Annotated in this window: 8 protein-coding genes; 4 read left to right on the forward strand and 4 right to left on the reverse strand. The window is 61.3% G+C overall.

Annotation, left to right across the window (positions count from 1 at the left end):
- The first annotated feature begins 18 nt into the window (after positions 1 to 18).
- The 4 genes from ACTNBZ_RS02800 (at position 19) to ACTNBZ_RS02815 (ending at position 7,648) form a co-directional block, all read left to right on the forward strand.
- Positions 19 to 1,242 carry a 4Fe-4S binding protein gene (locus ACTNBZ_RS02800; RefSeq protein ID WP_441208123.1) on the forward strand — a complete coding sequence of 408 codons (1,224 nt, stop codon included), beginning with the start codon at positions 19 to 21 and terminating at the stop codon, positions 1,240 to 1,242.
- Between the two features lie 503 nt (positions 1,243 to 1,745).
- Positions 1,746 to 3,956 carry a xanthine dehydrogenase family protein molybdopterin-binding subunit gene (locus tag ACTNBZ_RS02805; protein WP_441208124.1) on the forward strand — a complete coding sequence of 737 codons (2,211 nt, stop codon included), beginning with the start codon at positions 1,746 to 1,748 and terminating at the stop codon, positions 3,954 to 3,956.
- Between the two features lie 43 nt (positions 3,957 to 3,999).
- Positions 4,000 to 6,252 (forward strand): xanthine dehydrogenase family protein molybdopterin-binding subunit, encoded by a 2,253-nt coding sequence (locus tag ACTNBZ_RS02810; protein WP_441208125.1) that lies wholly within the window; start codon positions 4,000 to 4,002, stop codon positions 6,250 to 6,252.
- A gap of 46 nt (positions 6,253 to 6,298) precedes the next feature.
- Positions 6,299 to 7,648 (forward strand): amidohydrolase family protein, encoded by a 1,350-nt coding sequence (locus ACTNBZ_RS02815; RefSeq protein ID WP_441208126.1) that lies wholly within the window; start codon positions 6,299 to 6,301, stop codon positions 7,646 to 7,648.
- 110 nt (positions 7,649 to 7,758) lie between these two features.
- Here ACTNBZ_RS02815 and ACTNBZ_RS02820 read toward each other — a convergent pair whose 3' ends face one another.
- The 4 genes from ACTNBZ_RS02820 to nrdD form a co-directional block, all read right to left on the reverse strand.
- Positions 7,759 to 8,940, reverse strand: a complete 1,182-nt coding sequence (locus ACTNBZ_RS02820) for an iron-containing alcohol dehydrogenase (protein ID WP_441208127.1) — start codon at positions 8,938 to 8,940, stop codon at positions 7,759 to 7,761.
- Positions 8,941 to 9,121: 181 nt separating this feature from the next.
- Complete coding sequence (locus ACTNBZ_RS02825) at positions 9,122 to 9,982, reverse strand: DMT family transporter (RefSeq protein WP_441208128.1); 861 nt, start codon at positions 9,980 to 9,982, stop codon at positions 9,122 to 9,124.
- A 138-nt stretch (positions 9,983 to 10,120) separates the two neighbouring features.
- The gene (gene nrdG, locus ACTNBZ_RS02830) at positions 10,121 to 10,642 is read right to left on the reverse strand and encodes an anaerobic ribonucleoside-triphosphate reductase activating protein (RefSeq protein ID WP_441208129.1); all 522 of its coding nucleotides are present in this window, start codon (positions 10,640 to 10,642) and stop codon (positions 10,121 to 10,123) included.
- A 21-nt stretch (positions 10,643 to 10,663) separates the two neighbouring features.
- Entirely contained in the window at positions 10,664 to 12,844 is a 2,181-nt protein-coding gene (gene nrdD / locus ACTNBZ_RS02835; protein ID WP_441208130.1) for an anaerobic ribonucleoside-triphosphate reductase, read from the reverse strand.
- Positions 12,845 to 12,985: the final 141 nt, after the last annotated feature.

Below are 12,985 nucleotides of genomic sequence, written 5' to 3' on the forward strand. Positions count from 1 at the left end.
AGAAGAGGAGAGATTTCGATGTTCAACAAAGAAAATGTCAAGGGCGCTTCCATCGGCGTCAAGTTCTGCGGCTATGACCTGCAGAGCCCCTTCATCGTGGGTTCCGGTCCTCTGACTTACGGCTCTGAGGGCATGATCCGTGCTCACCAGGCCGGCGTGGGCGCCGTGGTCACCAAGACCATCCGTCTGGGCGCCGCCATCAATCCCGCCCATCACATGGCCAAGATCAGCAACGAGTCCATTCTGAACTGCGAGAAGTGGGCCGACTCCGACCGTTTCCAGTGGTACGAGAAGGAGATCCCCGAGGCTGTCAAGGCCGGCGCCGTGGTCATCGGCTCCGTGGGCCACACCCCCATGGAGGCCCAGGCCATCGTGGAAGATGTGGAGAAGGCCGGCGCTCACATCATCGAGCTGGTCTCCTACACGGAGGACACCCTGCTGCCCATGCTGGACTATGCCAAGGCCCATGTGAACATCCCCGTCATCTGCAAGCTGTCCGGCAACTGGCCCGATGCGGCCGGCACCGCCAAGAAATGCTATGAGCACGGCGCCGACGGTATCTGCGCCATTGACTCCATCGGCCCCACCCTGATGATCGATGTGGAGAAGCGCGCCCCTGTCATGCTGTCCAACGACGGCTACGGCTGGATGACCGGCGCTCCCATCAAGCCCATCTCCATGCGCATCAACAGCCAGATCACCCGCAACGTGCCCGGCTACAAGAACCTGTACGGCACCGGCGGCGTGATGAAGGCCGATGACGCCATCGAGTACCTGATGATCGGCTGCAACGCCGTGGGCATCTGCTCCGTGGGCATCCTGAAGGGCCTGGACTACGTGACCAAGATGTGCTATCAGCTCTCCGACCGGCTGGCCCAGCTGGGCTTCTCCTCCATCCAGGAGGCCATGGGTGTGGCCCTGCCCAACTTCCCCACCACCGAGAACATCACCGACATGGGCTTCAACTATGACCCCGCCAAGTGCACCAAGTGCGGCCGCTGCGAGACCGTGTGCTGCTACAAGGCCCGCAAGGTGGAGTTCCCTGAGATGAAGCTGGACCGCTCCCTGTGCCGTTCCTGCGGCCTGTGCGCCGATGTCTGCCCCACCCATGCCCTGACCAGCTATGTGGATGAGCAGTCTGCCGAGAACGCCAAGCGCGCCGCCGCCTCCAAGGAGTTCGACGCCCTGGTGAAGGCCCAGGCCCCCGAGCTCAAGGACTTCGACGCCAAGATGAAGGGCTGAGCCGTTGGGTAGGCCCCGCAAAAAACCAGAATAACCACGATCCTTTTTACAAAGTGACCTGAGCATCCCGGAAAAACCTGTCCCGCGGCGGTGGAGCTTTTAACCGCTACCCTGGCCGGCGCGGGGACCCCAGTAAGGGAGGATGTTGGGTGTATCCAAACGTGCGTGTGAACCACTCCCTTGTGATGGAGGAGGGACCGCAGTTTCGTTCAGGCACGAATTCAAATCAGGGAAGCAGGTGCTCTCCATCCATGCTTTTGGGTGGAAAGCGCCTGCTTCTTTTTATCTCATTATCCCACTGCCGGGATAAAGAGATTGGGAAACAGAGAGTCAAGAACGGCTACTGTACGCCGGGCATACCTGAGTGTCGGAACCACCGGGCGGTGTAGACAGGCACCGGCGGAAAAAGGCACTGAGACTACAGGCTATGTGCGTGTACGGGCTGCGTCGAAGGATGCCGGGGGCAATTCAGATGGCCGTCAAACAGCTAGGAGATGACTTCTATGGAGAAATACAGCCAGATCGGACAGAGCACTCCCGTCCGGGATGCGGCGCTGAAGGTAACCGGCCGCAAGCAGTACGTGGGGGATATGAAGCTCCGCGGCATGCTTTACGGCGAAGTGGTGTTCAGCCGCGTTGCCCATGCCAAGATCAAGTCCATCGATACCAGTGCGGCCGAGGCACTGCCCGGCGTCCGTGCCGTGGTGTGCTATAAGAACTCACCTGATACCCTGTACAACAGCGCGGTGCGCTTCTATGAGCATCAGATCCCCAACACCGAGCGGATCTTCGACGATACGGTCCGGTTCGTGGGCGACCGGGTGGCCGCCGTGGCCGCCGACACCGCCGCTATCGCCAAGAAGGCCGCCGGCCTGATCAAGGTGGAGTATGAGGAGCTGCCCGTCTATCTGGACCCCGAGGAGGCCATGAAGGAGGGCGCCTATCCCATCCATGGGGAGAGCAACGCCATCACCACCATGGTCCACAATGCCGGCGACCTGGAAAAGGGCTTTGCCGAGGCCGATCATATCTTCGAGGACCGCTACACCACCCAGCCCATCCATCACTGCGCCATTGAGCCCCACGTGGCCATCGCCGACTACGACTTTACCGGCAAGCTGACGGTGTATACCTCCTGCCAGAATACCTTCGGCTACCGGATCATTCTCAGCCGCATCTTCAAGATGCCCATGAGCAAGATCCGCGTGGTCGCGCCTGCCATCGGCGGCGCCTTCGGCGGTAAACTGGAGATGACGCTGGAGCCTGTGGCCGCCCTGCTGTCCATGAAGGCCGGCCGCCCGGTGAAGCTGGTCTACTCCCGTCAGGCCTGCATCGACTCCACCCGCACCCGCCACGCCTCGGTGGTCTACCTCAAGACCGGCGTGAAGAACGACGGTACCATCGTGGCCCAGGATATCCGCATTATTACCAACACCGGCGCCTACGCCTCCAGCGCCCTCAACGTGCTGGGCGCGCTGAGCCACAAGGTGTTCAAGGTCTATAAGACCCCCAATATGCGCTTTACCGGCATCCCGGTGTATACCAACACCCCCATCGCCGGCGCCATGCGGGGCTACGGCTCTCCACAGGCCTTCTTCGGCCAGCAGCGCCAGATGCAGAAGATTGCCAAGGCCCTGAACATGTCCCTGGTAGACCTGCAGCTCAAGAACCTGGTGGACCCGGAGGATTGCGATCCCATGGGCTTCAAGCTGGGCAATCCCCGGCCCAAGGACTGTGTCCGCCGGGGCGTTGAACTGATGCAGAACTGGCCCGAGCTCTCCGACGAGGACGGCAAGTACGCCATCGGCGTAGGCATGGCCGTAGGCGCCCACGGCTGCGGCTGCTTCGGCGCCCACCGGGACCAGGCCTGCGTCATGCTCAAGATGAACGAGGACGGCACCTGTACCTACTACACCGGCACCCACGACATGGGCAACGGTTCGGTCACCGTTCAGAGCCAGGTGGTTTCCAACACCCTGAAGATCCCCATGTCCTCCATCACTACCCTGGAGGCCGATACCGATATCTGTCCCTGGCAGCTGGGCGATTACTCCAGCCACGGCGTATTCGTGGTGGCCAGCGCGGCCAAGAAGTGTTCGGAGTCGGTGGCCGCTGAGCTCATCAAGGAGGCAGCCCTCATGCTGGAGGAGCAGGAGGGCGATTTGGAGATCACTGAGGAGGGCGTGCATTCCAGGGCCAGCGGCAAGACCGTCTCCCTCAGCGATGTTGTGGTCTACGCCCAGGATAAGTCCCACCGGGAGATCATCTGCTCCGAGACCTATCCCATGCCCAACGGTCCCACCGCTTACGGCGCCCATTTCGTCCGCGTCAAAGTGGAGAAGGCCACCGGTGCCGTGCAGGTCACCGATTACGCCGCCGTCCACGATGTGGGCAAGGTTATCAACCGCATGGGCATCGAGGGCCAGCTCCATGGCGGCATCCAGATGGGCATGGGCTACGCCCTGTGTGAGGGCCTGAAGTATGACGAAAACGGCCGCAACATCTACAACAACTTCCGCAAGTACAAGATGTTCACCGCCGACCAGATGCCTCGCATCCAGGTGGACTTTATCGAGGCCAACGAGCCCAATGGGCCTTATGGCGCCAAGAGCATCGGCGAGGCGGCCGTGGTGCCCGCCAATCCCGCGGTGATGAACGCCGTGTGCGACGCTCTGGGCGAGGAGCTCTACAGCTCCCCCTACCGCGACCGGTGATCCGCTCCATCAATCTGAAGGCCCGAAGGGAGGACCCTGTAAGATGAATAACCGCAAGGACGTCCTTGCCAAAGTGACCGGCAAGGCCATCTATGCCAACGATATCCGGATGGCAGACATGGTGTTCTGCAAGGTGGTGCGCTCCACCATCTCCAGCGGCCGCATCCTGTCCATCGACACCGCCGAGGCCGAGAAAGTGCCCGGCGTGGTGCGTATTTTTACCGCCAAGGACATCCCCGGCATCCCCAACCAGCCCTGCGACCGCCCGGTGATCTGCGGCGACCGCGTGCGTTATATCGGCGATGCCGTGGCCCTGGTAGCCGCCGAGACCAGAGAGCAGGCCGACGAGGCCGCCAAGCTGGTGAAGGTGGAGTACGAGGAGCTTCCCGCCAATTTTGACCCCATGCATGCCCTGGACGACGACGCGCCCCTGATCCACGACAGCGGCAACGTGATCTGCAAGTGGAAGACCCAGCGGGGCGACGTGGAGGAGGGCTTCCGGAACTCCGACTGCGTGATGGAGCGGGACTATGTGACCTCCCGGGTCCAGCACGTGTGCATCGAGACCGAGGCCGCCGTGGCCTACCGTGACCCCAACACCAGCGAGATGATCGTCCGCTGCCCGGTGAACAGCCCCTTTGTCATCCGCAAGACGGTGGCCGAGACCCTGGGCCTGCCCCAGACCCGGGTGCGGGTCATTCTTGCCACCATCGGCGCGTCCTTCGGCGGCAAGAACTACGATATCGCCATGGCCTCCAGCCGGGCGGCCATGGTCAGCTTCCTGCTGGACCGGCCCTGCAAGGTGTGGCTCACCCGTGAGGAGTCCATCATGGAGGGCACCAAGCGCCATCCCATCCATGCCCATTACAAGGTGGGCTTCAACCGGGACGGCAAGCTCCAGGCTATGCAGGTCCGGCTGGTGCTGGACGGCGGCGCCTACAAGAGCAAGACCTTCCCGGTGACCACCCGTATGGCCATCGAGGCCGCCGGTCCCTACATCGTGCCCAATATCGACACCATCTCCACCAGCGTGTACACCAACAATGTCTACTCCGACGCCCTGCGTGGCTTCGGCTCCCCTCAGGTGGACTTCTGCTCTGAGTCCCTGATGGATGAGATCGCCAAGGAGCTGAACATGGACCCGGTGGAGCTGCGCAAAAAGAACATGCTCTACGAGGGCTGCACCTCCACCACCGGCCAGCACATGACCAATGTGACCCTGGACAAGTGCTACGAGGCCCTGGACAGCGCCTGTAAGATCGATGAGCGCCGTAAGCGCATCGCGGAGTACAACGCCTGCCACACCGGCACCAAGAAGGGCCTGGGCATCGCCTTTCTGCACCGGGGCGAGTCCTTCGGCGCCGCTGGACAGGGCATCGATACCGCCAGCGGCATGATCGCTGTCCAGCCCGACGGCAGCGTCACCGTGGCCTCCTCCATTGCCGAGGTGGGCCAGGGCGGCCCCAACATGCTGGTCAGCGTGGTCCACGAGACCCTGGGCGTGGACCGGGAGAAGATCCGGGTCAGCCCGGTGGACACCGGCTTCCTCACCGACGCCGGCCCCACGGTGGCCACCCGCGGCACTGTGTTCTCCGGCGGCGCGGTGTGGAAGGCCTGCCTGAGCGTCAAGGAGAAGCTCACCGGCTACGCCGAGAAGCGTCTGGGCACCCGTGACGTGGTCTTTGCCGACGAGAAGATCACTGACGCCAGAGACCCCGCCAACAGCGTGGAGCTGCTCACCGTCATCACCGACGTTTTCAATAATGCCGACCACCTCAACTCCCTGGGCTATTTTTCCGCGCCGCCCTTCAACTATGACCGGAACACCGGCGTGGGCGACGCCTATTGGTCCTGGGTGTACGGCGCTGCCGCCGCGGAGGTCACCGTGGATCTGAAGACCGGCGCCGTGTCGGTGGACGACTATTTCGCGGTCCACGATGTGGGCCACGCCATGGACAGGGATGAAGTGGTGGGTCAGATCCGGGGCGGCGTGGCTATGGGCATCGGCTACGCCCTGACCGAGGAAGTGGACCTGAAAGAGGGCCGCATCCGCAACCTGAACCTGGAAAGCTACATCGTTCCCACCGTGCTGGACGTGCCTGATCAGATCCACGCCATCGCGCTGGAGTATCCCAGCGAGGTCGGCCCCCTGGGCGCCAAGGGTCTGGGCGAACCGGCCACCTGCAACGTGGCCCCCGCCATCATCAACGCCATAGACAACGCCTGCGGCAAGCGGGTGCGGGAGCTGCCCGCAAACCTGGAGCGCATCGTTCTGGGCCATTCCATGAGCAAGTGATCCGAGTGTTTTTGCCATAGATTGTACTCGAAAGGAAATGATCAGCATGAAAACCCTGTTCCGCAATCCCTGGATCGTCACCATGAATGACGACTTTGAGATGATCCGCAACGGCTTTGTCTATGTGGTGGATGACAAGATCAGCGAGGTGGGCTCCGATCCCCTGCGCATGGCCCAGCTCAGCCTGGAGGCTGACTCCGTCATCGACGCCGCCGACAAGATCCTCATGCCCGGCATGGTCAGCGCCCACACCCACCTGTTCCAGACCTTCATGCGCGGCCTGGCCGACGATCTGCAGCTCTATCCCTGGCTGTCCACCCAGGTCTGGCCCTTCTCCGAGCTGATGACCGAGGAGGACTTCTACTACGCCGGACTCATCGGCTGCCTGGAGAACCTGAAGACCGGCGCCACCAGCTGCATCGACCAGCATTACATTTTCACCTCCCTCAACAACGGCGACCGCATCTTTGAGGCTATGCGGGATTCCGGCATCCGCGGCAACATGTGCCGCTGCTTTGCCAACATCGTGTACTATGAGAAGTTCCGTGAGGAGGATCAGGACCGTATCCTCAACGACATCAAGCGCCTGCACAGTGAGTGGGCCGGCAAGGAGAACGGCCGCCTGTCCCTGAGCGTGGGCCCCCTGAACCCCTGGGGCGTCTCTCCCGACCTGTTCCAGAAGACCAAGCAGCTCTCCAAGGATCTGGGGATCAAGTTCCAGGTCCACACCGCCGAGGATCAGGACGTGGTGGAAAAGACCGCCAAGATGTACGGCGGCATGCGCAATGTGGAGTTCCTCGAGTCCATGGGTATCCTGGACGAGGACACCCAGCTGGCCCACGCCATCTGGCTGGATGACCACGAGATGGAGATTCTGGACAAGTACCGCTGCCAGCCCATCCACTGCCCGGTGGCCAACGCCTACCTGGCCGACGGCGTGGCCCGGGTGCCCGAGATGCTGAAGATGGGCCTGCCCGTGGCCCTGGGCACCGACGGCCCCGGCAGCAACAACGCCCAGGATATGCTGGGCACCCTGAAGTACACCGCCCTGATGCACAAGAACCACAACCTGGACGCCCACATCATCTCCAACAAGGACGTGCTCACCATGGCCACCCGCAACGGCGCCATCGCCATGGGCATGGACGGCCAGATGGGCCAGATCGCCCCCGGCATGAAGGCCGACATCCTGCTGGTGGACTGGAAGAAGCCCCATATCGCCCCTGTCCATCATCCCGAGTCCGCCCTGGTGAACAACGCCAACGGCAACGACGTGGATACCGTCATGGTCAACGGCGAGATCGTGGTGCGCAACAAGAAGTCCACCAAGATCGACGAGATCGCCCTTATCGATGAGTGCCAGAAGCGCATCGAGTTCATCAAGTCCCGTATGTAATGATTGCTTTGGCCGGTCCTGTCCGGCCGGAGAAAAAAAGAGAGCCGCCCGTATGGGCGGCTCTCTTTCTGCGCCGTCCGGCAGGGCGGCACTTTTATGAAGGGGGATAATCAGAAATCAACCTCGGTGCCGTAGTAGATGCAGGTGAAGAGCTTCTCCATGGTGGCGGGGTCGATGGGACGGGGGTTGGAGCCGGTGCAGGCGTCGCCCACGGCATTGGCGGAGATGGCAGAGAGCTTCTCCTTGAACTCGCTCTCAATGATGCCGAAGTCCTTCAGGGTATTGGGAATGCCCATGGCGTCGTTCATAGAGCGGATCTTGGCGCGCAGGGCCTGGACCAGCTCGTCGGTGGTGGCGCCGGAGAGACCCATGGTGCGGGCGATGTCGGCATACCGCTCAGCCACGCCGTCGGCCTTGGAGTTATACTGGATAACGTAGGGCAGGTACATGGCGTTGGCCAGGCCGTGGATGATGTGGCCGGTGGAGAAGGCGGCGCCGGTCTTGTGGGCCATGGAGTGGACGATACCCAGCAGGGCGTTGGAGAAGGCCATGCCAGCCAGGCACTGGCCGTAGTGCATCTCCTCGCGGCAGGTCATGTCGCCGCCGAAGGATTTGAGCAGGTCATGGTTCACGATGTCGATGGCCTTCAGGGCCAGGGGGTCGGTGAACACGGTATGGAGGGTGGACACATAGGCCTCAATGGCGTGGGTCAGGGCGTCCATGCCGGTGTGTGCCACCAGCTTGGGCGGCATGGTCTCAGCCAGGGCGGGGTCGATGATAGCCACATCAGGGGTGATGTTGAAGTCGGCCAGGGGGTACTTGATGCCCTTGGAATAGTCGGTGATGACCGAGAAGGCGGTGACCTCGGTGGCGGTGCCGGAGGTGGAGGGGATGGCGCAGAAGCGGGCCTTCTGGCGCAGCTCGGGGAAGCTGAAGGGGGTCACCAGGTCCTCGAAGGTGGTCTCGGGATACTCATAGAAGGCCCACATGGCCTTGGCCGCGTCGATGGGGGATCCGCCGCCCATGGCGACGATCCAGTCGGGCTGGAACTCGCGCATGACGGCCGCGCCGGCCATGACGGTCTCCACGGAGGGATCGGGCTCTACGTTCTCAATGAGCTTGGTCTCCATGCCGGCCTCTTTCAGATACTCCAGCGCCTTGTCCACAAAGCCGAAGCGCTTCATGGAGCCGCCGCCCAGCACCAGAACGGCCCGGCGGCCCTTCAGGGTCTTCAGGTTCTCCAGCGCGTTGGCGCCGTAATAGATGTCTCTGGGAAGAGTAAATCTGCTCATGATGGAAGCCTCCTTGATAAATTCGAAGATAGAATTGTTAAATAATTAACGATCCTTGCGGATGATATTATTGCACATCGTTAAAAAATTGTCAATAGGTTTTTCAGTAAACTATACGATATAAAATTTGAGGCCGTCCCCCAAAGATGGGGGACGGCCCTGCAAAATCGGAAGAAAACATTCAGGCGTGCTGCCGGCGGGTATGGAGGAACATGGCCACCGCCGCGCCGCAGATGATGAGATAGCCCAGCCAGCTGAACAGGTCGGGGACCTGCTGAAAGACCAGAAAGCCCAACAGGGCGGAGAAGAGGACCTGGGAGTAGTCGTAGACCGACAGCTCCCGGGCGGGGGCGAAGGAGTAGGCGGCGGTAATGGAGAACTGTCCGCCTGCGGCGGACGCACCGGCCAACAGGAGGCAGGCCAGCTGGGCCGGCGTCATGGGGGCATAGTTCAAAATCAGGTAGGGCAGGGTGACCACACAGGAAAAGGCGGAGAAGAAGAACACGATGAAGGGTCCCTTCACGCCCCGCTTGCTCAGCATGCGTACCATGGTATAGGCAAAGCCTGCGCATGCGCCGCCGAAGAGGCCGGCCAAAGCGGGAACGAGCTGCATGGACGAGCCGGTGGGCCGCAGTATGAGCAGGCAGCCCGCAAAGGCGCTGAGTACAGCCCCCGCCTGGAAGAGGGAGATGCGCTCCTTCAGCAGGAAGTAGCTGAACAGGATGGCGAAGAAGGGAGACATCTTGTTGAGCATGGAGGCGTCAGCCAGCACCAGATGGTCCACAGCATAGAAGTTGCCAAGGATGCCCAGAGTACCGAAAAGGGCCCGCAGGAAGAGCTCCAGCCAGCTGACTTTATCCATCTGGACTCGCTGATGGCTGCGCAGCAGCAGAAAGGCGGCGGCGAAGGCGGCCACCAGATTGCGGAAGAAGCTCTTTTGGACTGAGGGCAGGTCGCCGGAGAGCCGGACGAACAGATTCATCAATGCAAAGAAAAAGGCGGCCGATAGGATACACAGGATCCCCTTGTATTTATCTTTCAAAACGGATTCCTCCTGTCGAATCATGACTTTTATTATTATATCCCTCTCTGCGGAAGAAGAAAAGAAAAATTTTCGTGCATGACCGGGCATGAAAACGCCTGCCCCCGCGGCACACAGGGGCAGGCGTATGGGTTGCTGTCAGTCGCTCCACAGGACAACGCGGCCTGCCGCACGGGATTTGGGCAAGTCGATGAGGCGCTGGTTGGAGGAGCCGCGAAAACGAAGGGAAATGTCTTTCAGTTCCTCTACGAACTCTCCGTCCACCAGCACGTCGATGAGGGAGAGCAGCTGGTCAGTGACCTCGCACCGGGCCCGGCTTTCCCCCAGCAGGTCACGTTCATACCCATAGCCGGAGTAGGCCCAGATGTCCTTCTCCGGGAGACACTCCCGCACCCGGCGCAGGAAGGGGAGCAGGGCGCGCTGGTTCTCGGGCTCAAAGGGTTCGCCGCCCAGCAGGGTCAATCCGCTGACAAAAGAGGGGGATAGATCCTCCAGCAGCCGGTCCTCCACCTCGCGGGTAAAGGGCTGGCCGTAATGAAAATCCTGAGCCTCTTCGTTGAAGCAGCCTTTGCAGTGGTGTGTGCAGCCTGAGACGAACAGGCTTACCCGCACGCCGATGCCGTTGGCGATGTCCCGGCGCTTGATGGCGGCGTAGTTCATGGCGATCCTTCCTTTGCGGTGTTACAGATGAAGCACGCGGTCCCGGATTTCCTGCGTGCGGCCCTGGTTCCAAAACTGGGTGCCGATATAGCCGCAGGTCCGGCGGGCCACATTCATCTTGTCCTGGTTGCGGTTGCCGCACTTGGGGCACTCCCACACCAGTTTGCCGTCCTGATCCTTGACGATCTGAATCTCGCCGTCGAAGCCGCAGACCTGGCAGTAGTCGCTCTTGGTGTTGAGCTCGGCGTACATGATGTTGTCGTAAATGAACTGCATGAGCTGGAGCACGGCCTCCAGGTTATTCTGCATATTGGGCACTTCCACATAGCTGATGGCGCCGCCGGGGGAGAGGGCCTGGAACTTGGCCTCGAAGGCCAGCTTCTCGAAAGCGTCGATGTCCTCAGTGACGTGGACGTGGTAGCTGTTGGTGATATAGGCCTTGTCGGTGACGCCGGGGATGATGCCGAAGCGCTTCTGCAGGCACTTGGCGAAGCGGTAGGTGGTGGATTCCATGGGAGTGCCGTACAGGGAGAAGTCTATGTGCTCCTTGGCCTTCCAGGCGGCGGTGGCCTCGTTCATATGCTCCATGACCTGCAGGGCGAAGGGAGTGGCCTCCGGATCGGTGTGGGACTTGCCGGTCATGTACTTGACGCACTCATAGAGGCCGGCATAGCCCAGGGAGATGGTGGAGTAGCCGTTATAGAGCAGCTTGTCGATGGGCTCGCCCTTTTTCAGCCGGGCAATGGCGCCGTACTGCCACAGGATGGGGGCAGCGTCGGACAGCGTACCCTTGAGCCGGTTGTGGCGGCACATGAGGGCCTTGTAGCACAACTCCAGCCGCTCGTCGAAGATAGACCAGAACTTGTCCATATCCCGACCGGAGGAGAGGGCCACGTCCACCAGGTTGATGGTGACCACGCCCTGATTGAAGCGGCCGTAATACTTGGGCTTTCCGGTCTCCGGGTCCACATAGGGGGTCAGGAAGGAGCGGCAGCCCATGCAGGTGTAGCAGTGGCCCTCGCCGTTTTTGTCCACCTTGTTGCGCAGCATGATCTTTTCCGAGATATAGTCGGGGACCATGCGCTTGGCGGTGCATTTGGCGGCCAGCTTGGTCAGGTAGTAGTAGGGGGAGTCGGGGTGGATGTTGTCCTCCTCCAGCACATAGATCAGCTTGGGGAAGGCGGGGGTGACCCACACGCCGGCCTCGTTCTTCACGCCCTGGTAGCGCTGGTTCAGGGTCTCCTCGATGATGAGAGCCAGATCCTTCTTCTCCTGCTCGTTCTTGGCCTCGCCCAGATACATGAACACGGTGATGAAGGGAGCCTGACCGTTGGTGGTCATCAGGGTGACCACCTGGTACTGGATGGTCTGCACGCCCCGGCGGATCTCCTCCCGCAGGCGCTTTTCCACGATACGGTCCACCACCTGGGCGTCGGTGGAGCCGCCGCAGACGGCGATATCGGCCAGCACCTCGGACTGGATCTTCTTGCGGGACACGTCCACAAAGGGGGCCAGATGGGCCAGGGAAATGGACTGGCCGCCGTACTGGTTGGAGGCCACCTGGGCAATGATCTGAGTGGCGATGTTGCAGGCAGTGGAGAAGCTGTGGGGCTTCTCGATCATGGTGCCGGTGATGACGGTGCCGTTCTGCAGCATATCCTCCAGATTGACCAGGTCGCAGTTGTGCATGTGCTGGGCATAATAGTCCATATCGTGGAAGTGAATGATGCCGGCCTCATGGGCCTCCACGATCTCCTGAGGCAGCAGCAGACGGCGGGTGATATCCTTGCTCACCTCGCCGGCCATGTAGTCACGCTGGACCGAGTTGACGGTGGGATTCTTGTTGGAGTTCTCCTGCTTGGCTTCCTCGTTGTTGCACTCGATGAGGGAGAGGATCTGCCCGTCGGTGGTATTGGCGGCCCGTACCAGATTGTGGTTATAGCGGTAGCGGATGTAGCGCTTGGCGGTCTCATAGGCGCCGCTCTCCATGATGCCGGTCTCCACCATCTCCTGCACCTCCTCCACGGAGGGGGCGCGGCCCATCTGCTGGCAGGCCTGCTCGATCTGAAGCGCGATCCCGTCGATCTGCTCACGGGTGAGCTCGGGCGCGCCGTCGGTGGCGTTGTTGGCCTTGGTGACCGCCGCGGCGATCTTCACGCGGTCGAACTGGGCTTCGGCGCCGCTGCGCTTCATGATCTTCATTAGGCAATCGCTCCTTTGTAATCTTCATAAAAAAGGGGACAGTCCCCAGATGCCGGCGGCCTGGGAAAATGCCCTCTGTCGCAACTCTTTGAATACATTATATAGTGGACTGAAGTGAAAATCAACCCATATTTAGGGCTG

This window comes from Pseudoflavonifractor sp. HCP28S3_F10, from assembly GCF_052065415.1.
In the GTDB taxonomy this organism is placed as follows: domain Bacteria; phylum Bacillota; class Clostridia; order Oscillospirales; family Oscillospiraceae; genus Pseudoflavonifractor_A.